A 26,121-nucleotide genomic window follows, 5' to 3' on the forward strand; every position below is an offset into this window, starting at 1 on the left:
CTCGGTCGGTACTACATTAAAACGGGCCTGCCCACTGTCGACAGTGGGCAGGCCCGTTTTAATTAAACCACGTTTCAATCAACCAAACGCATTGATATGCTTCTGGAAGATGGCTTCGTACTTGTTAGCCGCTGCTGTTTGTTTGGCTTCTTTACAGGCTTCTACAATCGTTTGCAGAATATACAGGTCCGAATCGGGGCTACCAAAGCGATTTCCATTACCACTCTTGTCGTAAGATAACGCTTGGTCAGCACGATTTGCCATGATATCTGCAATTTCAAGGGCCTTTTTATTGTCGCCAACTTCAAACAGGAACCGCACGTAGTTCGACGAAATCTGGTCGTACGGGATGCTCTTATCGGGTATTACTTTCAGCGAATAATTGAGTACCTCACGAGCTTTGGCTTTATTACCTTCGCGAATAAGCTGATCGGCCAGACGGAAGAACGCAATGCGAGCCGAAATAACCGGCGGCCCTTTGTAGGTCTCGTCGTAGTACGTATTTGGATTGTCGAAATCACGCCAGAATGTTTTCTTCGTCATGTTATTGTACATGATATCGGCGTTCACATAGCCGTCCGTAGCACCCGGAACGGCTACTGGCATCAGCCGGTAGGCATAACCTTCTAACTGCATGTAGTTCTTCAGACTCAGGTAGTTATCACTTGCCAGTGTGCTGGAGAAATAAATCGGCCGTTTCCAGTTGTTCGATGCAATGATGTCGAGCATGATGAGGTCAGGCTTGTAGAGGTCCTTCTTGCCGATGGTCCACTGCAACGTATCTTTCATCAATGGCCGTAATGAGGCCGGAACGAAATTAGCCTGATCGACTGAGGCTTTGTCAATCGGTAGGAACAGCACTGACGAGGGTAAAATGCTCGTCATGTCGCCATTGGTTAGCGGTACCTGAACAGCCGGATTACTGGTCTTAATCAGGCTGATGTACTGCTTGAGGTCGATCCCATTTTTAACACCGGGCACTTCATAGAACGGCACAATGTCGTTTTTGCCCTTGTTGAACTGGTCGAACTCCAGCGAAATCGGCAGCGCTTCGGACTGATACGTTTTGCGTTTCATCTGCTGAATGTACCATTCCGTACCCAGCAAACTCAGGTTACAAACACGAACATCGGTTCGGAAACCTTCAACTTCCTGCACGTACCAGAGTGGGAAGGTATCATTGTCGCCACCCGTGAAGAGTACGGCATTCGGAGCACAGGAGTTGAGCAAATTCTTCGCAAAATCGACCGACTGATAGCGGTGGTCACGGTTGTGGTTGTCCCAGCTTTTCGCGCCCATCATAACGGGTACAAGTAACGATAATCCGACAACCAGGCCATTGCGCGCCATGTCTGATTTAAGCGTATTCCGTAACCCCTCTGCTAACGCCATTACGCCCAAACCCAGCCAGATGGCGAAGAAATAAAAGGAGCCTACGTAAATGTAGTCCCGTTCACGCGGCTCCGATGGGGGCGAGTTCAGGAAGATTTGCAAGGCAATACCCGTGAATAAAAACAGCAATCCTACAATCAGGAAATCGCGCCGACGCCGGAAGTACTGGAAGGCAATCCCAAATAGCCCTAAGGCAAAGGGGAGCATATAAAAATTGTCGCGGGCTTTATTCGTCTTGAGCAAGTCCGGCGCGCCATTATCCGACGACCAGGGCAGGAGGTAACCTGCGCCTTCTTCATCGCTCTCACGCCCGGCGAAGTTCCACATCAGATAGCGCCACCACATGTGGCCTAGCTGGTAGCTGAACATATACTTCAGGTTGTCGCCCATGGTTGGTTTCTGCCCTTCGGCAAGACCGAGCATCTGGCGATAGAGCGCCGGGTGATTTTGCTGACTGCTGTACACACGTGGGAACAGCATCTCATCACCAGGTGCATAAATATATTCAGGCTGGTGGTCGAAGACGACGTATTTATTGCCTTCTTTCTTCCACATGGCAGCTCCTTGTTTCTGGTCGATAGGCCGCGCCGTGAAGACCGGTCCATACAGTAGGGAGCGGCTTCCGTACTGTTCCCGACGCAGATACGACAGGAAGTTCAGTTCATCACTGGGATCGTTTTCGTTGATCGGTGGGTTGAATTCGGCCCGTACCAGTACCTGCATATACGATGCGTAGCCGATCAGTACAAACGCCAGTGCCAGTAAAGACGTATTCAGAATAACGCGCTTCTGCCGAGCCGACCAGATGATACCATAAACAATAGCACCAATGAAGACAACGGTGAAGAAAATAGCACCTGACGTGAACGGCAGCCCCAAGGTATTTACAAACAGACGCTCAACTGCGAAGGCCATACCAGGCAAACCCGGAATAATACCTGCGTTGATAATGCCCAGAACGACTAGACCAATTCCACCGGCTATAACGCCACCCCAAAAGGTTGGCTTGGGTTGTTTCTTAAAGTAATAAATCAGCGCAAGAGCGGGCAAGGTAACAAGGTTCAATAAGTGAACACCGATGGATAGGCCCGTCAGATAGGCAATGAAAATAAGCCAGCGGTTGGCGGCTGCTTCATCGTCGATACGCTCCCATTTGAAGGCCGCCCAAACCACGATAGCGGTAAAAAATGACGACATACCGTATACTTCGGCTTCAACGGCTGAAAACCAGAACGTATCGGAGAAGGTATAAGCCAGAGCACCTACAGCACTCGTGCCAATCACCAACAGGGTATCGGCGGTCGAATACTCACTTTCTGGTTTGCCAAGGAGTTTCTGGGCCAGCATGGTAATGGTCCAGAATAGAAACGCGATGGTGAACGCACTGGCCAATACCGATGCCATGTTGACCCAGTAGGCCACATTGGTCAGGTTACCAAACGACATCATCGAAAACAGGCGACCCAGCAGGAGGAAAAATGGGGCGCCAGGAGGGTGTGGTACCTGAAGTTTAAACGAACAAGCAATAAATTCGCCACAGTCCCAGAAACTGGCTGTACGTTCAACGGTCATTGCGTAGGTAACCAGTGCAACAACGAAAACGAGCCAGCCTGTGAGGGTGTTCAGGCGCTTGAATGACTGCATACAAATGAAGATTAACGAATTGCTTTTGTGTAAGTAGCGGCCAATCCAGGCCGGGCCAAAATTACATAAAAAAGCAGCCCAACCGGGTTAGGGCGGGCTGTTAAAGTTTGTTAAGTATAAGATCGTGGTCTTTGTAATTTGTAGTAATATACTATGAACTAACGGCAAATCACTAATAAATCTCACTCCGCGCGGCTTTCAGCGTATTCTGCATAAGTGAGCAGATGGTCATTAGGCCAACACCACCGGGAACGGGCGTAATGAAACTCGTTTTTGGGGCTACTTCATCAAATTTAACGTCGCCTTTTAACGCGAATCCGCTTTTCTTACTGGCATCGGGTACACGTTCCAAACCAACGTCAATCACAACAGCGCCTTCTTTCACCATATCGGCAGTTACAAATTCGGGCTTGCCGAGGGCTGCTACCAAAATGTCAGCCGAGCGGCAGATTTCGGCGAGATTGGTTGTCCGGCTGTGCGTAATGGTAACCGTACAGTTGCCGGGATAGGTATTTCGCTGCATCAGAATCGACATGGGCAAACCAACAATCTGACTGCGGCCGACTACGACACAGTGTTTACCAGACGTTTCGATGTTATACCGCTTGATCATTTCCAGCACGCCCTGTGGAGTGGCAGATATGTAAGCTGGCAGCCCTTTGGCCATACGCCCAATATTAATGGGATGAAACCCATCTACGTCTTTGGCGGGATCAATGGTTTCCATAACACGGTCGGGATTGATATGGTCGGGGAGGGGGAGTTGCACAATTAGCCCATCCATGTCAGGGTTTTCATTCACCTCCCGAACTTTGTCCAGGAGTTCTTCTTCCGTAACCGATGGATCAAACCGGATGAGCGTTGAGTTCATGCCCACCTCTTCGCAGTTTTTCATTTTCGAAGCCACGTAGGTTTCCGAGGCCCCTTTGTTACCAACCAGAATGGCCACGAGGTGCGGAATCTTACCGCCCTGTTCGCGTATCTGAGCGACTTCTGCCGCTATTTCCTGTTTAATTTGTGCTGAAAGGACTTTACCGTCAAGGAGTTGCATACAAGTGTCTTTGCGTTCTTTGCGAAACCTTTGCGATCCTTGCGTTTAGAAGTTTTAAACCAAGGACAGCAAAGCAGAACCGCAAAGGTCGCAAAGATTAGGAAACTACCCGTACTTCTGTTGCCATTCCTTTTTTAGTTTCTTATAGGTTTCGTCTTCCCGTGCTTCCAGATATTTTCCATAAAAAATACGGGCCGACTCCGCTTTGATGGGATCTTCCTCGCGAGGCAGTTGATCCCGACCATGAGCACCAGACTGGCCTTTCTTGTCATCCGGTACGGGTCCATCGTATTTTTGACCAGTGCGGTGATTGGCATAACGCCTGGCTCGGGTATATCCCATTTGCAGGAACTTCCTGGCCATATCCATGCCGATGAAATCCCCGTTGGCCTTATAGTCCAGAAATAACTTGTAAACTTTCTCGGACGATTCGCGGGCTATGTCTGGGGTCTTAAATCGCCAGTGGGGAAGTATCTCAGATTTGTATGGCTGCACCAAAAGCACACCCATTTCACCTTTTCCGACGCGGTAAAGTTCGGGCTGTTCGCGTAGATTCAGGTTTTTGTAATCGAGATCGTAATTGAATGCGCAGTCGTTTGCAGGCATTGGGTGTCTGTCATTTGTTGTGTATCTATAACACCAAAAAACAGCTGATTGGCTATTAGCGCAACAGACGAGGATCGAACCGATAGGGTTGATTATCCGTAATGAGGATCTCGGTGGCCCGAGGATGTGCTGGATTTATAAAGAAATTATAATCACCAGCAACTACAGCAGAGGGTACCTTCAGCAATAAAAATCGATTGCCAATTATCCAGCTCTCGATAATGTCTTTGATACTTGTTGGAGGAGTGAGGCCATTCCAGCCATCAGGTAATTGATCGAGTGGTACGCTCAATAAAGAATCCTCGGGTACTCGGATTGTGAGCATACGGTAATAATCCGGCACGTACGATAAGGGGCTATGAACCAGAACTTCTAGGGTAGCTAAGGCTTTGGAACTGGCTGTGTACAAAACTGGCGTTCCTATATAATTCCAGCGGCCTCCTGCCAGGCGGGCTCCTGTGCCTGTCAGGTCGTCAGCACGGCGGGCATTCGCTAAGTGATATACATCCATCAGGCTAATACCCCCCAGTCAATTCGAACCAGTTCGTCCTGAACCGCTTGAAATCCAAATTGCGAATCTAGTAATTCAATTGGCTTTTTGCCACCAAAAATGGGGCTGGGATGATTCATCCACCCCCGAAATTTCCAGGCCTCACCAAATATATCTTCTCCCTGCTTGTATAGGCTAGCTAGTTGCAATGCTTTTTCTGTTACGTTCTGAGGAAGTAGTTTTTCGTCGGTATAGCGTTGCCAGGTTCGGGCAGAAATATGAAGAATAACAAATAAATCGGCTTGCGTAATACCAAGGTGGCGCGCCATAGTGGTAACAGCTTTTTTGGATAAACCCCGGCGACTAACCTCAATCAGATCAAACACCGATTGAATGAGAGGAGCGTTTTGTGCCCCAAAATAATCAGTAATGGTCGTTGTGTTCATACTATAAGCGTCAATTGTCGTAAATATAACGACAGCTGGCGCTAGTCGGTTCAAGCTGTTGTTCGTTTATTTTTTTGAGGCTTGATCAACGCAACGATACCCACTGATTTTTTTATACTTTCGCCCAAAAGAGAAGCGTATGATGTGGTTCAATAAACCGGCAATCTGGTCGGAGGAGAAAGACTGGCTGCATATGCGGGTTGAAGGGGATACGGATTTCTGGCGGGTGACCCACTATGATTTTGTTCGCGATACCGGGCACTTCTATTACCGGGAACTAGCTGGCGATTTTGTGGCGAGTGTGAAAGTGACGGGCCAATACAAAAATCAATATGATCAGGCTGGGCTGATGATCCGACTCGATGACCGGAACTGGATCAAAACGGGAATCGAGTTTGTCGATGAGCAACAGCAGGTTAGTGCGGTGGTTACGCGGGAGTTCTCAGATTGGTCGGTCTGCCCGCAACCTCATAATCCAGAGTCTGTTTACGTTCGGCTCACCCGGCAGTATGACTCGGTTCGTATTGATTATTCGTTCGATGATTTTACGTACCAGATGTTGCGGTTAGCTTACTTTCCAGCAGATGTTCCCGTACAAATTGGCCCCATGGCAGCCGCTCCCGACGGTGGAGGGTTCAATGCGACATTCGAGCAGTTTTCTGTTTTGTCGATCTTATGATTTGGTGGAATAAGCGAAATGCAGTTAGTGCAGTTGTCGATCCTGTGAACCACTTACTCCACCACTACACATACTCCACTTAACTTAAATTTACGGTGCAAGCCACACCATCTTAGACTCGGGTTCGTACTGAAAACAAGCTCGCGTTTGACCAGTTCGGCTTAAGCACAGATATTCCATGGCTAATACCCGACACTCAATCACGGCGAAGTTTTTTCGTCCGGCTTCACTCTCTTCTACTGAAGGCAGATTACCAGCCAGATTTTCGGGAAAACCAGGGTAGGGGTGAGATTGTTCAGTGCCCGGTATTTGCTCGGAAAGATAGGATTTACGTCCGCCAGCCCAAAGTTTTTCCCAATGATCATCGGCTACATAATCGTTGGTATGGAGCCGGGTTTCAACAATAAGCCGGAGTTGAACCTGCAGATTGGAATCCCACAGGAGTAGCGTTGCCGTAGGGAAGGCTTCCAGTTGCAGTACTTTTTCGGACCGCGCATCCGTGTAGAACCAGACATATTTATGCTCTGCATCGGCCCGACGTAGCACCACCATTCGGGCGTCGGCCCCGCGGGATGTTGACGTAGCCACCGTCATGAGTTTGAATCCTGAACCGATCGACTGACCCTGCTCTTGTTCGCAAGCAGCTATAAGTTGGTGCCAACTGGTTTGTTCCAGATCGGCAAGGGTACCGGGAAGACTAGGCTGGGCTTGTTTCTCTGACTGCTTAGGCAACTCACTCATACATGGAATAGGTTTTTACTTTATATACCTGTTGGGGTAACCCTGGGGTGAATTTATTTGTTTAATTGGTATGCTTCGTGGAAGTTAACCCGTAAACTTATCTACCTTATGTGTTTCCATAAATCGCTGGCCGTTACGGCCAGCCAACTTGAAGAGCGCTACGATGCTGCCTTGCCTGCTTCGGCCCATTTTCAACCCGTATACCATGCCAATGCTTATCAGTTCCCTGCCTGGCCAGTTGTAACGCACCAGGAACCCGGTCGATTTCAGATGATGCATTGGGGGCTTATTCCACGATGGACCAAAACGAATGACAATGCGGCTGATATACGGACCAAAACCATTAATGCCCGCTCAGAAACGATTTACGAAAAGCCCTCATTTCGCTCAGCAGCACAGGCCGGAAAACGCTGCCTGATTCCGGTAACGGGGTTTTATGAGTGGTATACGATGGGAAGTAAAAAATTCCCGTTTTATATCACAGCAAGTGACCAGAAAATTGCGTCCATTGCCGGACTTTGGGATGAATGGGCCGATCCGGAAACGGGTGAACTCTCGCAAACCTACACACTCCTCACAACCGAAGCCAATCCGTTGTTGGCGGCTATTCATAATACAAAGAAGCGAATGCCCTGTGTGTTAACGAAGGCTGCTGAACAGGCCTGGCTGCACGATGACCTGAGCGAAGCTGACGCTTTAGCGTTATTGGAAAAGCAATATCCGGCAAGTAAAATGCATAGTTATAGCATCAGCAAGCGCATAACCTCGCGAAGCGAGCCCAGCGATGTTCCGGAGGTAACGGCTCCATCTACTTATCCGGAATTGAGCGATAGTCTCCAATTATTTGCCTGATAAGCGGGGAGCAGGGAGCCTGGTGCAAGGAAGCTTAAGAATACCCTGCTCCCCGCACCAGGCTCCCTGCTCTACAGCATCGCGGCCCCAAATACACCGGCACTGTCGCCTAGTTTTGGCTTGAGGATGCGTGTGTTTAGTTCGCGGCTATTGAATACGTATTTCCGGGCTCGTTCGAACCCTTCCGTGTATAGAAGGTCAACATTGCCGAGTCCACCGCCCAGCACAATGGCATCTGGATCGAGAATGTTGATAATAACGGATATGCCGCGACCAAAATATTCCAGTAATCGATTAACGGCCTGACTGGCAACCAGATCGTTGCCCTGATGGTACCGCTCCATAATTTCCTGCATCGTCCGTTCTTCCTTACTTACCTGTTGGTAGTAACGCTGAAGGGCCGGACCGGATATAACCTGCTCCACGCAGCCACGTTTACCACAGTAGCAAGGGTAACCGTTCTCTTCCAGCGTATTGTGGCCCCATTCGCCCCCAAGCCCCTGAAGACCATTCAGGACAAATGGGCGACCATAGGGTTGAGACTGCATACTCCGTACAACAATGCCGCCACCTACACCCGTACCCATGATAACCCCAAAGACCGTCTGGTAATCAGGTACTACGTCGGGTACGATGCCCATAGTTGCTTCGGCAAGAGCCAGACAGTTGGCATCGTTGGCTATTTCAACGGGTAAACCTAACAAACGACCTAAATCCTGTTTCATCGGTTTTCCATTCAAAACGGTTGTGTTACAGTTTTTCATGGCTTGCCGGGCGGGATCGAATGTGCCGGGTGTAGCAAAACCAACTCGCTCAGGTTGAAGTCCTGTTTCGGCTTTGAGCATATCAATGAGCCGGACAATCTGACTTAGAATGTGTTCATAGCCGTTGTGGGCTTCAGTATCAATTCGCTTGCGGATAACGACGGCGTCGGGAGAGGGAGCTGACAGGACAACGCCTTCAATTTTGGTGCCTCCCAGATCAATACCCCAATAAGATTTCATACACGACTGAGTGACCGGATCGCCGGTCCGATTAGAAAATACGATTTACAATTTAATTCGTTTCCCCGTGTAGCTTTACGGTTAAAATCTTATTAAGCGTCATTTCAACGATCTATTTCTATGCTTGCTATCGGTCAAACAGCCCCTGATTTTACCCTGTTTAATACGGCTCGGAACGAAGTTTCACTGCATGATTTTCAGGGTAAGAACCTGATCATACTATTTTTTCCTATGGCCTTCACCAGTGTGTGTACGGCTGAACTTTGCGAAATGCGCGACAACATAAGTACGTATGCAGACCTGAACGCAGAAGTAGTTGGCATTTCCGTCGATTCGCCCTTTACGCTGGCTAAATTTAAAGAAGACCAAAAACTGCCGTTCGACCTACTCTCTGATTTCAACAAAGAGGTATCACAAGCCTATGATACCTATTACGAAACGTTTACCATGAATCTGAAAGGCGTTAGTAAGCGGTCGGCTTTCGTCGTTGATTCAACAGGCGTCATTCAATATGTCGAGGTGCTCGAAAGTGCGGGCGATGTCCCCAACTTTAAGGCTGTACAGGAAACGTTAATTTCACTAAAGTAATGAAGAGTGAAGAATGAAAAGTGAAGAAACAATCTGACGCTATAAGTCTATTCTTCACTCTTCACTCTTCATTCTTCACTTAAGAAATGGCCTGGTATCATAACTTTTTTCATGGGCTGCCGCAGGATGCCTGGAAAGCGGCCCAAACGGAGGAACAGACCCATCTCGACCTCGAATTATTGGTTGAAACGCTTGAGTTTGGTCCGGACGATCGATTGCTGGATGTATTCTGTGGCTATGGTCGTCATGCACTGCCACTTGCCCGAATGGGTGCCCGCGTAACCGGTATCGATATTTCGTCCGATTACATTGCGGAACTTGATGCTGTAGCCACTGCCGAGAAACTGCCCATAACGGCAATCGCCAGCGATTTTCTGACGATGCCTGAAAATAGCCTGGGGAATGTTGCTTCGTTCGATGCCGCCTATTGTCTGGGCAACAGCTTTAGTTTCTTTCCCCGTCCGGATATGCTGGTTTTCCTGACGCGTATTGCTACGTTGCTGAAACCGGGTGGCCGTTTTTTGGTACATACAGAAATGGTGGCAGAGTCTGTTCTACCCGATTATCAGGCCCGTAACTGGCAACCCGTTGAGGATGCTTCTGGTGAATCGATCCTGTTTTTGGTAGAAAATGAATACAGCCCCTTACACAGCCGGATTGACTCGCATCTGACCTATGTAAAAGGTGGAGAAATACAGACACGTACCGCCCAGCATTATGTGTATACGTTGGCTGAACTCGGGCAATTGTTTTCTGAGGCAGGTTTTCGCGTAATTGATTGTTATGGAACCGTAGACGGCGATACGTACGAACTTGGTGATGACGCTGTCTGGTTACTTGTGGAGCGTGTATGATTACCGAATTGAAAATAATTGGACAAATAGTTAAAAAGGATGGTCTTTAATCTATAGGGTTGAGCGATATACTAACCGTATAAGAGATAATTGGAGTTTTTTTAGGAAATTCACATCAACTGTAGATAATGCAATCATAAATATGTAGTTTTCAGCCAGTTTAACACCGTTAACTGAAGCGTAATAACCTACCTATGGAAACTATTGAACGCAAACCTCGTAGTCGGGAGCAAACTCGCTCCGGCATCGTAAAAACGGCAAAGTCCATTGCCCGCCGGGAAGGATGGCAAGCTGTTTCAATTCGTAAAATAGCTGATGCAATTGAATATAGTGCCCCAATAGTGTATGAATACTTCGACAGCAAAGATGTGCTGTTAGATGAAATTCGGAATGAGGGTTTCAGCCACTTATATCGGGAATATGATCGTATTTTAAGCCTTTACCGCGATCCCGAAAAACGCCTGTACGAAATCTCACTTGTGCAATGGGAGTTTGCCCGTGAGAATCCGGAAATTTATCAGGTAATGTATAATTTAGACGGTGCTTTTTGTACAATCCCTGTTTATCAATCCGAAACAATGCAGGCGGTTAGCCGAATTGTTTGCAAGACGATTTTCTCCTTTATTCCTAAAGCGGAGGAGAGCATTAAGCGGTTGTATTTTCAGTGGTGGTCCGTGTCTCACGGTATGATTACGTTGTCGATGCTGCTTAAAGATGAGCAGCCACTCGATCAGTCGGAGCAAGTCTATCGCGAAACGATGCGTCGGTTCGTGCGTGATTTGCGCTAATGCGAATTGCTATAATTGGCGCAACGGGCATGCTTGGGCAACCCGTTGCGCACGAACTGATCGAAGCCGGTTTTTCTGTTCGGATTATAGCGCGTGATGTTGCCAAAACGAAAGCACTATTTCCTGCCGCTGAGGTCGTCTCTGGCGACCTTCGTAACACCACAGGCTTAGTCGATGCCCTACATGGTATAGATGTTGTCTACCTGAATTTATCAATCAGACAAGACGAAAAGCAAGCCGATTTTCATACAGAAAGAGAAGGAGTAACTAATCTGATTCAGTCAGCCCAACGTGCCGGTGTCCGACGGATTGGCTATCTGTCGTCCATCATCATGCGCTATCAGGGCATGCATGGCTTCAACTGGTGGGTATTTGATGTGAAACAGGAAGCTGTACAACGCATTAAAGCATCTGGAATTCCCTTCAGTATTTTTTACCCATCCTGTTTCATGGAATCGCTAAACGGCACGCAACGCATGGGCCGTTTTATCCTGCTGGTTGGCCGTTCTGCCGTGCGCCCAATGTACATAGCGGCTCAGGACTACGGGAAACAGGTAGTTCGGGCGTTCCAGCTTGCGCAGGATGGCCAAAATCAGGAATATGTGATTCAGGGGCCAGAAGCCATGACACAACATGAAGCGGCCGAGCGATTTGCGGCTGCTTATCGAAACGAAAAACTACGGATTGTAACGACTCCGCCGTTCCTGATGCAGCTAGGCCGACCATTTTCCGCCCAGGCCGACTATGGCTGGCACATTACCGAAGCACTGAATAACTACCCCGAAACCTTCGAAGCCCAAACTACCTGGGACGACTTGGGCAAACCCACCATAATACTGGAACAGTTTGCTGGAAATAGTTAAGCATTCATCACACGAACTGTAATTAGTTTTACGACGCTCCACCTGCCCGGCGTTTTTCGTCTTCGGCACCGCCCGCCCGTCGACGTGATTGTGGAACGGTATCGCTGCCAAACCGATAGGTGAGCGAAGCCGTAGCGATTCGTGTATCCTGCCGTTGATTGAACTGTTCAACGTAGTTGGCGTAAGTAGACGTAGCATGCAACGGGCTGCTATAAAATATATCGGTCATATTCAGCTTTAATGTACCTTTCTTGCCCCACATCGTTTTTTGAAGCCCAATATTGAGTTGGCCTAGTGGCTTAATGTCCAGGAAGCCATACAGTTGTCGGGATTGGTAGTTTCCAGTCAGGTCGGCTGTCCAGCCCCGACCCAGTGTGAACGTGTTGGTTGTGTTGATGGTAAAAGCAGGCAAGCCCTGGTTTAGAGAAGTGCCTGCCAGCTCACCAATAAATTGGTTGTAAAAGGCCACCAGATTATTGTCCATTGTCCACCAGGTAGCAGGTTGAACGGGAACAGTCAACGTTAAACCAAAGTAATCTGAACGGGTTAGGTTCTGGAAGGTCGAAACCGCCTGTCGATTCCCCTCCGGTGCTGGTTGAACGACACTGATAATGGGTTGATCGGTACGGCTGTAACTGATTGATGTCATGAACTTCTGCTTAAAGGTGTGCGTCAGTTCGATGTTATAACTCAACTGCGGAAAGAGCGATGGGTTACCCGAAAAATAGGTGGTGACGTCGATATAGGCCCGAAACGGATTAAGCTGGTTATAGGTCGGTCGGTCGATCCGGCGGCTAAGCGATAAACTGATGTCCTGCGTTTTCGACAGCGTCTGCTTGACGAATACACTAGGGAAAAGCTGGAAATAATGTCGCTCGAAACCACTGTTGCCAATCACCTGTAAACCTGTAGCGTTCGTTTGCTCGCCACGCAGTCCTAGTTGAACCGAGGTTTTTTTAAAGGACTTAGTTAGATTCAGATAGGCCGCGTTAATGTTTTCGTCGTACCGAAATTGATTACTTTTTCCGGTGTCGATCACCGCCAGGCCGTCATTGATAGTTGTAAATAACACGTCATTATCGGAATGAACCCAACTGACCTTGACCCCACCTTCGAGTCGTGTTTTATTTTGAAACGTGTGCACATAATCGGCTTTGAAGGAGCTAATATTGAGGCCGCCCTTCACTTTTCCTTCCAATACCGTCGGCGCTTGAACGGGGATAATAAACGTGGTTGCTAAGTTTTGGCTTCTATGGATTTCATAATGAGCAAAATCGGCATCGACAGTCAGTTCGCTACGACCTGTTGAGTCAAAGCTATGTTTAAGATTCAGATTGGCCGCTACGTTCGGGGTGGCCAGGGTCCGATGGTTTGCGGACTGATAATTGACTTGCAGTTTTCCTAACTCATTAAATGTCTGGGTCGTGTTTGGTATCGACGCTTCGGCATGGTTAGCTAGCCCATTAACAACCGCCCCCAGTGTTGTGCGTTTTGATAACGTATAGTCCAGGCCAGCGCGGTAGGTATTGGAGGCCCAATGGGTTTTACCCTGATTGTCCTGGTCGCTGCTGCCAGTAAGTTGATTGTTCTGGTAGAAATCCCGGTGGAAAGCTAGTTGGCTGTATTGATTACGGTCACTATACGTATAGTTGCCGAAAACGTTCAGCTTTTTGTGACGGTGATTCAACGAAATACCACTCGTGAATTTGCCGTATTTGCCGTATCCATAGCTCGCATTAACACTCCCATTTGTACCCTGGCGACCGTCTTTTTTGAGTTTAATGGCAATAATACCCGCACTGCCAGCCGCGTCGTATTTGGCCGGTGGGTTGGTAATAAGTTCAATTTTCTCAATAGAATTGGCTGGCAGCGACCGTAGCATCTCACCCAATTCAGCACCGGTCATGGGCACTCGTTTGCCGTCGATCAGTACCAGTACGCCTTGTTTGCCCCGGAGCGCCAGGTTGTCATTTTGGTCAACCGTAACTCCCGGCGAACGACTAAGAACTTCCAGTGAGGTTGCCCCGGCACTGAGTGGACTACCATCTACATTCACCACAATGCGGTCGGCTTCACGTTCGAAAAGAGGTTTGCGTGCCTGTACAGTTACTTCCTTTAACTGAGTTTTGTTACTAGACTTTAGCTGGATAGGAGCCAACGTTTGGTCGGTTGAAGAAATGGCAAAGGGAGCCGTTTGAACCCGTTCGAAACCTACCTGTGATGCCGACACGAAATAGTCTCCAGCCGATAGCTGCTCAAATCGAAATTTCCCAGTGGCATCACTAAACTCTGTTTTTACGACGACCGAATCAGCAGCCCGGTGCAAGGCAACGGTGGCAAATTCAACGGTTGTCCCTGCTGGATCACGTATAATTCCAGATAGAATGGGTCCGGATTTCGCAACGGCTGAAACACTTATAAAAATGAATATAATGCAGAGAAGACTGGCGCGTAAAGAGTACGTCATGTTGAATTACGTTTAGGTTGCTGAGGAAATTAATGTCAGACCAAAGACACTAAAAACTAATCCAGCACGGCAATTCTCCATAAACGGGCAAAAATGAGTATCAGCGGGGAGTTATGAGTCGGATCAACTACTGTCTTTAACTGTCAAGGGTTGCCTGAGATTGTCAGCTATTGAAGATCAATGACTTGACTACCCCTGACAACCCTTGTTAACTAATCATAATGAACTTAATGCATAGGCAGGCTCTTTACTTTTCCACCGGCTACGTCATCAACACTGTGCTGAATAATGAATGCGTTTGGGTCGATTTCCAAAACTATAGTGCGCAGTCGGCTGATTTCTAAGCGGGTGATTACCGTATACAAAACGGTGGCAATATCCTGATGACTGCCATGTTTCCCATAGCCGCCCTGCCCTTTTAGAATCGTAATTCCCCAGCCTTTTGCTATAATCTGTTCCCGGATGGGCTCAGGGTTTTTGGAGATGATAAGAATAGCCGTGTATTCTTCAATACCGTGAATGACAAAGTCGACGGTTTTAGATGCCGCGAAGTACGTGATCATCGAATAAAGAGCAGGGTTAATGCCCAGAAAGAAGGCCGCAGCCCCGAAGATGAGCACATTAAGTACCAAAATAACATCGCTCACTTTTAAAATAGGACTACTCCGGCTAATGAGCAAAGCAGCAATTTCAGTGCCGTCCAGCACGGCACCACCCCGCATAGCCAGTCCAATTCCGGCACCGATAAAGAACCCTCCAAAAACAGCTGTCAATAGAAAATCGGGCGTAACGTCGGGATAGGGAATTACGGCCAGACTGAGCGAAAGCCCGGCAATCGCTACGGTACTTTTTACGGCGAACTGACGGCCAAATTGCCGATACCCTAAGCCAATAAACGGAAGATTGATCAGCAGGAGCCAAATGGGCAGAGGCACCTTAACCAGTGTGGCCAATAACATAGAGACACCTGTAACACCCCCGTCGATAAAATGGCTTGATGTTAGGAACCCTTTGATACCCATGCCTGCACTGAGTACCCCGGCAATAATGAAACTTGTATCTTTAATAGTTCTGAAAGCAGAGGTTTGTCGAATCATAGTGAACGTTGAGTGTAGTGAAGTAGTGGAGTGAGTGAAGTAGGTGGAGTAGGTACTACTTTATCCCCACTTAACTTACTCCACCTAGTTCACTCACTCCACTTTAGTCCTAATATAACCCTTCTATTGATAAATACCGCTCACCGGTATCATAACAGAAGGTTAAAATCCGACTGCCGGGGGCAATGTCGGGTAGTTTTTTGGCAACGGCTGCTAGGGAAGCTCCTGAGGAAACACCTACGAATATACCCTCTTCTTTTGCCGACCGACGTGCCATTTCGTATGCGTCGTCTTTACTCACCTGAATGGTGCCATCCAGCAGGTCGGTATGAAGGTTTTTTGGAATAAAGCCCGCTCCAATACCCTGAATCGGGTGTGGGCCCGGAGCTCCTCCGCTTATGACGGGCGACAATTCAGGCTCGACTGCATAGATTTTTAGCGCAGGGAATTTCTGTTTAAGAACCTGCCCTACGCCGGTAATATGGCCACCGGTGCCTACGCCGGTAATCAGTACATCGAACCCCTCAGGAAAGTCAGCCAGAATTTCTTCGGCTGTGGTACGCACATGGACATCGATGTTGGCCTGGTTCTCGAATTGCTGGGGCATCCACGCCCCTGGTGTTTGTGCTACCAGTTCATGAGCGCGTTCGATAGCCCCTTTCATCCCTTTCTCGCGGGCTGTCAAATCAAATTCAGCGCCGTAGGCAGCCATGATTTTCCGGCGTTCGATACTCATCGACTCGGGCATGACCAGAATGATCTTGTACCCTTTTACGGCAGCTACCATGGCCAGACCAATGCCCGTATTGCCGGATGTAGGCTCAATAATGGTGCTGTCAGATGTAAGCAGGCCCTTGGCTTCAGCGTCTTCAATCATGGCCAGTGCAATCCGGTCTTTGATGCTTGCGCCAGGGTTGGCTCGTTCCAGCTTGGTCCAGACTTCGTAGCCCGGAAATAAACGGTTAATACGCACGCAGGGCGTTTGGCCGATGGTATTGAGAATAGTAGTAGCTTTCATTGGTGGTTAGTTAAGGGAGTGAAGTAAGTGGAGTATGTTGGATGAGTGGAGTAGGTGAAATAGGTGTAGTCGTTCTTCTAGTAGCTTTACTCCACTCACTACACCTAGTTCACTCACTCCACTATACTAGATGACAAAATTGATTGGTTCAACAGACTCCAGCGACTTTATCCGGACTTCGGTTTGGTGCTGGTGGAACACGAGAGAGTGGGCTTCAACGCTACTCGTTAACCAGACGTTACCGCCGATAACCGAGTCGTGACCCACAATGGTATGGCCACCTAAAATTGTGGCATTTGCATAAATGACAACGTTATTTTCGATGGTTGGGTGACGTTTTTTCTGCGCCATCGACTTGGCAACGTGGGTAGCACCGAGGGTTACACCCTGATAGATTTTTACGTTATTCCCAATAACCGTGGTTTCGCCGATAACAACACCTGTACCGTGGTCAATGAAAAATGACTGACCAATCTGGGCACCGGGGTGAATATCGATCCCCGTCTGGCCATGCGCATATTCAGTGAGCATCCGGGGCAGGAGGGGTACATTGAGTTTCAGTAATTCATGCGCAATTCGATAGACCGAGATGGCATAAAATCCCGGATAAACCGCTACCACTTCTTCAATACCAACCGAAGCCGGATCATTATCGACAATGGCATGCGCATCCAGCAGCAGGCTATCGTAAATAAATGGTAGCTGATCGAAAAAACGCTCTGTAATTTCAGCGGGGTTTTCGGATAGGTTTTTTTCCAGTGGGCACAGGAGGTTCGTCAGTTGCTCATGTAAACTCTGATACGTCTCTTCTACGTGCTGCGAAATCGACTTACAATCCTGCGTGACCGGGAACAGCAACCGCATTAACTGGTCAATAAATCGTCCGGCGTCAGGCCGGGAGGGAAGTTTGTAGCGATAGTGTGAACGCTGAGCCTGAAGGTGGTCAAGGAGGGTATTGGTCGCCGTGGTCATGGTGTTTTGTTGCTTAGTAAATCAAATGTCACTACTAGTTGTTAGTTTTTAAGATAGACTATAGTAGAATCTGCACCCCGTTCTGTAGAAACACGACCCTGAGGGACTAGTTGTTAAACGAACAAAGTTGGAATCTAACACAAACAGATTCTATGATTTTGGAACAAAATGCGGGCCGCAAAGTTCGCCGATACCAATTGGAGTCTGATTTGCAGGATAAATTTTAGAAACTAATGAAAGGAATCCTCATGTTTAGTAAAACCATCGTCACGTTTGTCATTTCACTGATAGCTACATCGGGCGTCTCCTGGATCGTCGCAATAGCTTGTCAGCCCGCAAAACAGGCCGATGCTATTGTTGCGGATTCGACTGGCAGTATGTCCGGCACCGCGCTGGTAAAAGTTGTTAATGCCTATCCAAAATTGACTTTCGACTCACCGGTTGAGTATACGTATGCGAATGATGGCACCAATCGAGTGTTCGTCGTGGAGCAGGCCGGGCGGATACGGGTAGTTGAAAACGACGCCAATACGGCTTCGGCGGGGATCTATTTAGACATACGTTCGAAGGTGGCATCGGGTGGAGAAATGGGATTGCTGGGCCTGGCCTTTCATCCCGATTTTAAGCAAAATGGCTTTTTCTATGTCAACTATACGAAAAGTAATCCTCGCGAAACCATTGTAAGTCGATTCAAGGCATCCTCAGCCAATGCGTCAACGGTTGACCCTGGTTCGGAAGTAATTCTATTTCGGTTTGATCAGCCTTATTCCAACCACAACGGCGGCAAAGTCCTGTTTGGGCCAGACGGGTATTTGTACGTGTCTACCGGTGATGGTGGAAGCGGGGGAGATCCACAGAATAACGGACAGAACCGGAGTAGCTGGTTAGGGAAAATCCTGCGCGTTGATGTAAACAGCACCGATAAAAGTCAATATGGTATCCCGAAGGATAATCCCTTTAAAGACAACACCAACGGTTACCGCGAAGAAATTTTTGCCTATGGCCTTCGGAATCCATGGCGGATCAGTTTCGATGAGAAAGGTCAACTATGGGTAGGTGATGTTGGTCAGAACGCCATTGAAGAAGTGGATATCGTTACGAAAGGAGGGAATTACGGCTGGCGCATCAAAGAAGGGAATGCCGACTACAACACGAAAGACAACGCGAATGCGGCTGAGCTGATCGCGCCCATCTGGCAATATTCACACAGCAATGGCGACGTATCGATCACGGGTGGCGTTGTTTACCGTGGTTCGGCAAATCCGGACTTGCGCGGAAAGTACATCTATGCCGATTATGCCAGCGGCCGTGTTTGGGCGTTAACACCCAATGGTACAAAATCGGCTACGAACCAGGAACTTGTTTCGGGAGCAGGCGCTATTTCGGCCTTCGGCGAAGATCAGAGAAATGAGCTTTATCTCTGTGAATACGGCGGGGGCAAGATTCTTAAACTGATGGCCAATAACTGAAAAGCGAATAGTTACTAGTTAACCACAGAGGTATCGAGAATACTGAGTACTAAAAGGTTGATTTTTAGTACTCAGTATTCTCGATACCTCTGTGGTTAAGATATAAAAAATTAATCTGTTGAATTATCTAAGTCTCACGTCCCCCTAGTGTGACCCCGACGGGGTCAGATGTTTGTAGAAATGAGGTTTTACTATAAACATTTGACCCCATCGGGGCCAATCGCCAACGACTACTATTATGTAATTGTTAAACTTAGTCTACGCTTCCTAAACTTGGTGTTCGTGGATTTAGTGTTTATAATCTACAGAACCTGTAGAGAAATTGAAACACAAATAGGGTACGAAAAGCCGTAAATGCCAGACTATCAGGTGTTGGCCCTAAAATGGCATACTGAGAAGACAAAACCAATTTAGTTAACTCAAAACCACAGTAATCATGGCAACGTTTGGAGAACGCATCGCTAACTTTTTCGGAGGCACGGACACGGAAACGCAGGAAGGCCTCAAGGGTTTGTTTGTTAATGAACTCAAGGACATTTATTATGCTGAAAAACAGGCTGTAGATGCACTGGGCGAGCAAGCCGATGCATCCACAACCGACGAAGTGCGGAATGCTTTTTTGCATCATCAGGAGGAAACCCGGAACCATGTAGCCCGACTGGAGCAGGTATTCAGTAGCATTGGGGTAGATGCCGAAGAGGGCTCCTGCGACGCTATTGATGGATTGGTAGACGATGCGCAACGGGTTGTTTCGAATACCGATTCTGGCTCATTGACACGTGATGCCGGTTTGATCATAGCTGGACAGAAAGTTGAGCATCACGAAATTGCTTCGTACGGTTCGGTTGTTACGCTGGCACAGGTTCTTGGCTATCAGCAGGCTGCGCGGCTACTGGAACAAACCTTGAATGAAGAGAAAAATGCCGATAAAAAGTTAACGACACTAGCCGAGTCATTCGTTAATAGCCGGGCTTCGTCGGAAGATAGCGGATCATCTTACCGGAATGATGATGACGCGGATGATTTTAACAAATGGGGCGTAGTTAATCCGGATGGGACTCGCTACGATGACCCGACCAGAAGCAGTAATCCAACGGGTACGACCTATAGTGGTAATGCCAGTACACCATTGGCTGGCACATCAGGCATCTAATAGTTCATTAGAAGTAGACTGGTTGATTCAACAATAAAAAGATGAATTTTCTGGCCCTCAATTCGTTGAGATGTGCCGAAAATTCATCTTTTTTATGGGCCGTATTTAACCTGCACGTTTTACCCCAATGGACAGCCCATCTCGAGACCTACTTGATGCCAGTGAGCTTTTAGCGCAGCCCCTAAAGCCTACCCGCTGGACAAACCGGCTGGCAAATCTGCTGATTGACACGGTATTTTTCTATATCATTTTCGGTACGCTTGGTACTGCCATTGCCCTGATTAGTCCTGAATTCCTTGACTCGCTGAGTCGTATTCACCCGATACTTAATCAGGTCCTGAGTTCATTACTTTTTGTGATCTATTACCTTGCTTTCGAAATATGGTTGGGCAAGACGCCTGGAAAGATCATAACTAAAACGAAGGTTGTGGATCAGGAGGGGAATAAGCCTGATGTTAAGACTTGTTTAGGGCGTAATTTTGCCCGCCTAATCCCATTTGATGGGTTAACCTTTTTTCAGGCCGCGCCCATTGGTATGCATGACCGGATGTCGCATACCATGGTTGTTGATGATTTACCTGCATTAACGTTGGATCAGTCGCTTCGAAACATACCGGAATAGTCATGGTAACTGTTGTTTTTGACTCACCCCTTGGTTTAGTACGTGTCTCCGGCGATGAAAAAGGCGTTGCGGTTATTTCCTGCACCGATAGTTCAGCCCAGGAAATAACCCCTGAAATCCAGCTGATCTCTCCCCTTGTGGAACCAGTTCAGGCGGCCGTTCAGCAACTAAAAGATTATTTCGCAGGAAGCCGCCAAACGTTTGATTTTCCGTTGAATCCATCAGGAACCACTTTTCAGCAAACGGTTTGGCAGGCTTTGCTGGATGTACCCTTCGGCACAACACAATCTTATCTGGCTCTGTCCCGTCGGATTGGCGATGAAAAAGCGATCCGGGCGGTAGCCGCTGCCAATGGCCGGAATCCACTCTGGATTGTAGTGCCCTGCCACCGCATCATCGGTTCCGATGGCTCACTAACGGGTTATGCGGGTGGCCTATGGCGCAAACAGTGGCTTCTGGAACACGAAGGGGCTTTCGCTAAGTCGAGCCAGTTGTCGTTGTTTTAAGAATAGAACGCTGATGAGTGGATTAAAAATGATTTTATCCTAATCAATCTGCTCAATATGCGTCATCAGCGTTCCATTTTCAAAACAACTCACTCAAATACACGACCACACCCAACGAGATGCGAAACGCCATTACATCGGCCTTTTCATCGAAATAATTGACACCGGTTACATAAACGGGTGATTTTGCGCCTGCCTGTAAGCTTCCGTTTAGTGTTATCGCAACCGGTAACGAGACAAAGTAATTAAGACCTGCTCCAACATGTAAAGCACCACCCTTAAATAAAATATTGTCGCGTCCGCCATTTCCATTGAGTACTAGATCTGCCTTACCTGTTTGATAGGCGTAACCCAGTTCAGCAAAGGGGCGTAAGGCCTGGGTCGTTGTCGAAAAATTAAAACGCAGACCGGCTGTTGCATGGGAAAAATGGAAAGACTTTCCTGCTATTTTGGTTGCGTCCAGGAAGGCAATATCATATTGAGCAAAGACATCGAGTCGTTGATTAAAACCATATCCCACCCGACCACCAATACCTGGTCCGCTGCCAGCATTCTCGTCTAAATATTGAAAATGATCTGAGGACCAGCCCAGATAATGCCCCTGTAACGTAAAACTGAGCCCTTCGGTAGTCGATTTCTGGCGGATCGTCTGCGCCCATAGGCTGTTCGATACGAATAAAATTACGCCGAAGAAAAGGAATGAAAATCGGATGGATTTCATGATAATCAAGCTATTAAGTGAGGAAATGTAGTAAGGTGTTCTTAAAAATTCAGGACATCGTCGCCGGTTCGGACTTCAAATGTTTGCCCGGACCGGAACAGTACCGCTTGTCCTTTGGCCTCGTCGCTGAAGGTAGCCGACCGAAGGGCAATGCGTTTGCCATTCACCGCTTCAACAGCCGTAATCCGAAATTCAAGTAGGTTTTTCTTGCGGAACACATCGCCATCGGCCCGTTTGATCCGACTTATTTCACCATATGCCATTGCTCCGCTTTGAATGACCACTTCGCCATCGCTCATCACTGGCTCGGTGACCCGAAAGCGGATGGACTGACCTTCCTGAGAGCCATCCGAAGAAAGTCCATCAACCAGAGCCAGGTTAACCCGTAGACGTCGGATGGCAATGGATTTGTGGGTGACGGTAGATTTAGGAATTATGGCTTCAGGTGCTGGCTCCGATCGGGTAGCTGGGGTGCCTGGATTCGCTGGCGTTTCAGTGGGCTTAGGGATTTCCGGTGATCCAGCGACTGGCTTTTTAACCAGGACAGGGCTATTACTATAGGGGCGAGGGCTGACCGATTTGGGCTGCTTTCCAATAACCTTCTTTTCCTCGGGAGCTGGTTGCTCCTGCCTGGGCTCGGGTACGGCAATGGTACTGGGCTTGTTGGATGGGGTTTCGTTTACTGCCACCGTAGCAGTGGCTGGCTCTACCGGTTGTTTGGCTAATCCGGATGCTACGGTGTTACTCGTGACGCCTGTTTGAGCCTGATGCGTTGATAGGGTATCGTCGGATCTGTCGAAAAATAATAACCCAATAAAAACGAAGGCAATCAGAATGAAGATACCTGCCAAGAGCGTTTGCCAATTGTCGGATACCCAGCTTGTAGTCTGTAATTTGTTGGTTGATTTTCGCTCTGGCTGAATCTCGGTTGTTTCGAGCAATACCGTTTTACGGACGGGCTGAATGTTCAATACATCCGTAGTGGGTGCAGGCTTTGGCGCAACCAGTAGCGATGGATCGAGAGAGGGTATTTGCGAAAAAAACGGCTGAAGTGCTTTTTGAAATTCCCTGGCATCGGCAAACCGCTTGGCCGGATTTTTCTCAAGGGCTTTATTGACAATTGCTTCCAGCTCTTTCGGGACATTCGCGTTCAGTTTCCGAAGGGCAATAGGTTTCTCCCGGATAATTGCCTGCATCAGGGCATAATCCGTTTTGCTGGCAAAAGGGAGTTTTCCTGAGAGTAATTCATACAACAGAATACCCATGGCGTACAGGTCCGAAGCAGGTGAAGGCGCTTCTCCCTGAACGAGTTCTGGGGCCATGTATTCCAGCGTTCCCACAATACGGTTGACCTGCGTCAGGCGTTGGTTGCCAACTACACGGGCGATCCCGAAATCCATTAATTTGATGCTGCCTTCTGGCGTAAGCATCAGGTTGGCGGGCTTTATGTCGCGGTGTAAAATACCTTTCCGGTGCGCATGGGCGAGCCCTTCCAAGCCCTGACGGGTGATCTCAGCGGCCACCGAAGCGGGTAAAGCGCCGGTTTTTCGAACCAGACTTTCCAGGCTGTCACCTTCAACGTACTCCATGGCCATGAAATAATCGGAACCATCCTGCAGGAAATTATACACAACAGCAATATTGGGGTGGTTGAGCCGGGCCAGAATCAGCGCTTCGTTGCGGAAACGCTCCATGAACGAGGTCTGGTTAACCAGATGAGTGTGTAGCATCTTGACCGCAACAAGTCGTTCGAGATGCGTATCAATGGCCTGATATACGGTCCCCATCCCGCCTTCGCCCAGTAGCGATTCAACGCGGTAGTGATGGATCAATCGGCCTTTCATAGTTGGTTGCATGGCGGTTGTCATTGAGGTAGTTCCAGATCACGAGTGAAGGGCAAGTCGATTTCACGGGTTTCTTTGGTGGTCGTTGTGGTATCGGAAACGACCCGCTCGGCAAGCACAATGGTTATATTGTCGTGTCCGCCCCGGTTCTTCGCTAGTTTGACTAATTCGTCGGCGGCATCATGCAGGTTGGCCTGTTGCAATACCTGTATGAAATCGGCATCGAGGCAATATTCATACAGACCATCGGAGCAGAGTAACAGCCGGTCTCCCGCATCGAAAGGCAGAACACATCGTCCCAAATCCACCCGAACATCGGCTTTGGTACCCATTGCCTGCGTCAGCACGTTTCGTTCCGGATGGCTGGCAGCGGCTTCGGGGGTAATCTCGCCCGACCGAAGTAACTCCTGGATATAGGTATGATCCTGGGTTAACTGGATAAGCTGCCCCGTTTTAAATAAGTAGGCCCGGCTATCGCCCACGTGGGCGAAGTAAAGTTGCTGGTCATGAACCACAATGGCTGTGCAGGTGGTGCCCATGCCTCGAAACGCATCGTGCTGCCGGGCTTCATCGAAGATCTGCCGATTGGCCATCTGGAATGCTCGTAACAAACTTTTCTCAATGGATTCAGAATGCTGAAAATATTCCCGGTTCACGATTTCGGCGGCCATTTGGCTGGCTACCTCTCCGGCCAGATGCCCACCCATGCCATCGGCTACGAGCAGGAGATGGCCTTTAATCCGACGAAGGCCTTCGTCGGCCAGGCGGACAAACAGGCCGGTATCTTCATTGTTTTGCCGGACATTGCCCAGATCAGAAACCACCACGGCGTTGACTTCATCGACCGGTGAGCTTCCAGTTGGCGCAGGGCTGGTGGGTTGTTCAACAACCGATTCGGCGGTTTCCGGAAGCGCGGCCGGATCGTTGCTGCCGAATAGCCAGTTAAAGAAATTTTTCATGAGCGCGGGGGGCTATCGGTCAAAATAACACTGATAAAGGTCCTGTACTTCGGGGTCAATGATAAACTGCTGCTCGGCTCCCAGGTGCCGAATGGTAATCGGAAGTGGCTGGCCGGGTGTCCGTTTTACCACAAAGGGTTCTTTGGATTGTACGCTGCCATCGGGCATAACAAGCTCAAGATCATAGTCGGCGTTGAGTACTTCGACCCGAATCTGTTCATACTGTTCAGTAGGCTGGATAATTGTCTCTACGGGTTTTACAGGCTTCGTTACGGTGCGGTTGACGAAGGTAATCGCGGCTATACTGATGGCTCCGGCCAAAAGCCAGTACCGGAAATTGACAGGCCAGTTGACCGTTGGTAAGGCTGGTAGTGAGAAAAGGTTTTCTGCAATAAATCCTTGTTCAACCGGTTTTTCCAGGATTGATTCAATGTCTGAGGCATTGGGTCGTTTGGCTGGATTTGTTTGCAGGCATTGGATAATCACGGATGCCAGTTCCGGCGAAAGGGTAGGGTTAAGTAAGAGCGGGCGGGTGAAGTGCCCATGTTCAATTTGATGGCGTAGAAGAAGCGGATTCCGTTCGTCGAAGGGCAGGTGCCCCGTTGTCATTTCGTAGAGTAGAACACCCAGCGCCCAAACATCCGATTTTGGTTCAACCTGAGCCCGAAACTGCTCGGGGGCCATAAATTCAGACGTTCCAACGGCGTGCCCAACCTTTGTTAGTTGAGGGGTATAGCGCCCTTTGGCAATTCCGAAATCAAGCACTTTAACCTGACCATCGGGGCGAATCCGAATATTTGACGGTTTCAGATCCCGGTGTATAATGCCCATCTGATGCAGGTAAGCAACGGCCCTGGCAATTTGCCGGATGATCCGGCTTGCTTCTTCGTTACTCAGTCGTTCTCTCCGCCGAATCAACTCATCCAGGGATAGTCCGTCGATCCATTCGATAACCAGCGCCGGGCGCTCATCAATCAGCGTGACATCGTACAGGGCAGCAATATTGGGATGCGAAATAGATGCCTGAAGCGATGCTTCGTTGCGGAACCGGGCAGCAAACTCAGGTCGGTATAAAACTTTCACGGCCGCCTGCCGACCCGTTTCCAGATTCCATGCTTTAAACACTTCCCCCATTCCCCCCGCACCGACGTAATCGGTCAGGCGGTAGCCAGCAACAACGCGGTGGAGGTAGGAGTGAGCGGGTAGCATGGATAGACGGAGTTTATAGTTTGGAGTCTGAAGTTCGTAGTTTGATGTTACGGTAGCCTGATTAAGCGTCAGCCAACTTCAAACTA

General features: G+C 48.6%; 25 protein-coding genes. 10 read left to right on the forward strand and 15 right to left on the reverse strand.

Annotation, left to right across the window (positions count from 1 at the left end):
• Positions 1–78 precede the first annotated feature (78 nt).
• The 5 genes from ACYVGO_RS16940 to parS form a co-directional block, all read right to left on the reverse strand.
• A complete protein-coding gene (locus ACYVGO_RS16940) occupies positions 79–3,036 on the reverse strand; it encodes a glycosyltransferase family 117 protein (protein ID WP_142772396.1) in 2,958 nt (985 codons plus the stop codon).
• A gap of 172 nt (positions 3,037–3,208) precedes the next feature.
• Positions 3,209–4,087 carry a bifunctional 5,10-methylenetetrahydrofolate dehydrogenase/5,10-methenyltetrahydrofolate cyclohydrolase gene (locus tag ACYVGO_RS16945; protein ID WP_460970287.1) on the reverse strand — a complete coding sequence of 293 codons (879 nt, stop codon included), beginning with the start codon at positions 4,085–4,087 and terminating at the stop codon, positions 3,209–3,211.
• 105 nt (positions 4,088–4,192) lie between these two features.
• Entirely contained in the window at positions 4,193–4,693 is a 501-nt protein-coding gene (locus tag ACYVGO_RS16950) for a DUF4385 domain-containing protein (RefSeq protein WP_460970288.1), read from the reverse strand.
• A 55-nt stretch (positions 4,694–4,748) separates the two neighbouring features.
• A complete protein-coding gene (locus tag ACYVGO_RS16955; protein WP_460970289.1) occupies positions 4,749–5,204 on the reverse strand; it encodes an RES family NAD+ phosphorylase in 456 nt (151 codons plus the stop codon).
• Positions 5,204–5,629: a type II RES/Xre toxin-antitoxin system antitoxin gene (parS, locus tag ACYVGO_RS16960; protein ID WP_460970290.1), complete on the reverse strand. Its 426-nt coding sequence runs from the start codon at positions 5,627–5,629 to the stop codon at positions 5,204–5,206. The genes ACYVGO_RS16955 and parS overlap by 1 nt, the downstream gene beginning before the upstream one ends.
• 139 nt (positions 5,630–5,768) lie before the next feature.
• On the opposite strand from parS, the gene ACYVGO_RS16965 reads away from it, so the two are divergent.
• Positions 5,769–6,308, forward strand: coding sequence for a DUF1349 domain-containing protein (locus ACYVGO_RS16965; protein WP_142772401.1), 540 nt, complete (start codon positions 5,769–5,771; stop codon positions 6,306–6,308).
• Positions 6,309–6,398: 90 nt separating this feature from the next.
• Here the strand turns inward: ACYVGO_RS16965 and ACYVGO_RS16970 are convergent, their stop codons facing one another.
• Entirely contained in the window at positions 6,399–7,049 is a 651-nt protein-coding gene (locus tag ACYVGO_RS16970; RefSeq protein WP_460970291.1) for a pyridoxamine 5'-phosphate oxidase family protein, read from the reverse strand.
• A 108-nt stretch (positions 7,050–7,157) separates the two neighbouring features.
• Between ACYVGO_RS16970 and ACYVGO_RS16975 the strand changes: the two genes are divergently transcribed.
• A complete protein-coding gene (locus tag ACYVGO_RS16975; RefSeq protein ID WP_460970292.1) occupies positions 7,158–7,901 on the forward strand; it encodes an SOS response-associated peptidase in 744 nt (247 codons plus the stop codon).
• A 71-nt stretch (positions 7,902–7,972) separates the two neighbouring features.
• On the opposite strand, the gene ACYVGO_RS16980 is transcribed toward ACYVGO_RS16975, so the two are convergent.
• Positions 7,973–8,905 carry an ROK family protein gene (locus ACYVGO_RS16980; protein WP_142772404.1) on the reverse strand — a complete coding sequence of 311 codons (933 nt, stop codon included), beginning with the start codon at positions 8,903–8,905 and terminating at the stop codon, positions 7,973–7,975.
• Positions 8,906–9,025: 120 nt separating this feature from the next.
• Here ACYVGO_RS16980 and ACYVGO_RS16985 point away from each other — a divergent pair, with 120 nt between their 5' ends.
• From ACYVGO_RS16985 to ACYVGO_RS17000, 4 genes are all read left to right on the forward strand, one after another.
• Entirely contained in the window at positions 9,026–9,493 is a 468-nt protein-coding gene (locus ACYVGO_RS16985) for a redoxin domain-containing protein (protein WP_460970293.1), read from the forward strand.
• 86 nt (positions 9,494–9,579) lie between these two features.
• A complete protein-coding gene (locus ACYVGO_RS16990) occupies positions 9,580–10,347 on the forward strand; it encodes a class I SAM-dependent methyltransferase (protein ID WP_460970294.1) in 768 nt (255 codons plus the stop codon).
• 194 nt (positions 10,348–10,541) lie between these two features.
• Positions 10,542–11,135, forward strand: coding sequence for a TetR/AcrR family transcriptional regulator (locus ACYVGO_RS16995; RefSeq protein WP_142772407.1), 594 nt, complete (start codon positions 10,542–10,544; stop codon positions 11,133–11,135).
• On the forward strand, positions 11,135–11,998 hold the full coding sequence (locus tag ACYVGO_RS17000) for an SDR family oxidoreductase (RefSeq protein ID WP_460970295.1): 864 nt from the start codon (positions 11,135–11,137) through the stop codon (positions 11,996–11,998). The genes ACYVGO_RS16995 and ACYVGO_RS17000 overlap by 1 nt, the downstream gene beginning before the upstream one ends.
• A 28-nt stretch (positions 11,999–12,026) precedes the next feature.
• On the opposite strand, the gene ACYVGO_RS17005 is transcribed toward ACYVGO_RS17000, so the two are convergent.
• The 4 genes from ACYVGO_RS17005 to ACYVGO_RS17020 all read right to left on the reverse strand — a co-directional run bounded on the left by ACYVGO_RS17005 (position 12,027) and on the right by ACYVGO_RS17020 (position 17,552).
• Positions 12,027–14,465: an outer membrane beta-barrel protein gene (locus ACYVGO_RS17005; protein ID WP_460970296.1), complete on the reverse strand. Its 2,439-nt coding sequence runs from the start codon at positions 14,463–14,465 to the stop codon at positions 12,027–12,029.
• Positions 14,466–14,692: 227 nt separating this feature from the next.
• Positions 14,693–15,562: a YitT family protein gene (locus ACYVGO_RS17010; RefSeq protein ID WP_460970297.1), complete on the reverse strand. Its 870-nt coding sequence runs from the start codon at positions 15,560–15,562 to the stop codon at positions 14,693–14,695.
• 109 nt (positions 15,563–15,671) lie between these two features.
• On the reverse strand, positions 15,672–16,580 hold the full coding sequence (cysK, locus tag ACYVGO_RS17015; RefSeq protein WP_460970298.1) for a cysteine synthase A: 909 nt from the start codon (positions 16,578–16,580) through the stop codon (positions 15,672–15,674).
• 126 nt (positions 16,581–16,706) lie between these two features.
• Complete coding sequence (locus ACYVGO_RS17020; protein ID WP_142772412.1) at positions 16,707–17,552, reverse strand: serine O-acetyltransferase; 846 nt, start codon at positions 17,550–17,552, stop codon at positions 16,707–16,709.
• A gap of 233 nt (positions 17,553–17,785) precedes the next feature.
• Between ACYVGO_RS17020 and ACYVGO_RS17025 the strand changes: the two genes are divergently transcribed.
• From ACYVGO_RS17025 to ACYVGO_RS17040, 4 genes are all read left to right on the forward strand, one after another.
• Positions 17,786–19,021: a PQQ-dependent sugar dehydrogenase gene (locus ACYVGO_RS17025; protein WP_460970299.1), complete on the forward strand. Its 1,236-nt coding sequence runs from the start codon at positions 17,786–17,788 to the stop codon at positions 19,019–19,021.
• Positions 19,022–19,457: 436 nt separating this feature from the next.
• Positions 19,458–20,174, forward strand: coding sequence for a YciE/YciF ferroxidase family protein (locus tag ACYVGO_RS17030; RefSeq protein ID WP_460970300.1), 717 nt, complete (start codon positions 19,458–19,460; stop codon positions 20,172–20,174).
• A 127-nt stretch (positions 20,175–20,301) separates the two neighbouring features.
• The gene (locus ACYVGO_RS17035) at positions 20,302–20,796 is read left to right on the forward strand and encodes an RDD family protein (RefSeq protein ID WP_460970301.1); all 495 of its coding nucleotides are present in this window, start codon (positions 20,302–20,304) and stop codon (positions 20,794–20,796) included.
• A 2-nt stretch (positions 20,797–20,798) separates the two neighbouring features.
• Positions 20,799–21,302 (forward strand): methylated-DNA--[protein]-cysteine S-methyltransferase, encoded by a 504-nt coding sequence (locus tag ACYVGO_RS17040; protein ID WP_460970302.1) that lies wholly within the window; start codon positions 20,799–20,801, stop codon positions 21,300–21,302.
• 79 nt (positions 21,303–21,381) lie between these two features.
• Here the strand turns inward: ACYVGO_RS17040 and ACYVGO_RS17045 are convergent, their stop codons facing one another.
• From ACYVGO_RS17045 to ACYVGO_RS17060, 4 genes are read right to left on the reverse strand one after another with little or no spacing between them, the layout of a single operon-like run.
• On the reverse strand, positions 21,382–22,023 hold the full coding sequence (locus ACYVGO_RS17045; RefSeq protein WP_460970303.1) for an autotransporter outer membrane beta-barrel domain-containing protein: 642 nt from the start codon (positions 22,021–22,023) through the stop codon (positions 21,382–21,384).
• 41 nt (positions 22,024–22,064) lie between these two features.
• Complete coding sequence (locus tag ACYVGO_RS17050) at positions 22,065–23,879, reverse strand: serine/threonine protein kinase (RefSeq protein WP_460970304.1); 1,815 nt, start codon at positions 23,877–23,879, stop codon at positions 22,065–22,067.
• Between the two features lie 8 nt (positions 23,880–23,887).
• Positions 23,888–24,826, reverse strand: a complete 939-nt coding sequence (locus ACYVGO_RS17055; protein ID WP_460970305.1) for a Stp1/IreP family PP2C-type Ser/Thr phosphatase — start codon at positions 24,824–24,826, stop codon at positions 23,888–23,890.
• Between the two features lie 12 nt (positions 24,827–24,838).
• A complete protein-coding gene (locus tag ACYVGO_RS17060; RefSeq protein ID WP_460970306.1) occupies positions 24,839–26,035 on the reverse strand; it encodes a serine/threonine-protein kinase in 1,197 nt (398 codons plus the stop codon).
• Between the last annotated feature and the right edge of the window lie 86 nt (positions 26,036–26,121).

Source organism: Spirosoma migulaei, assembly GCF_054776855.1.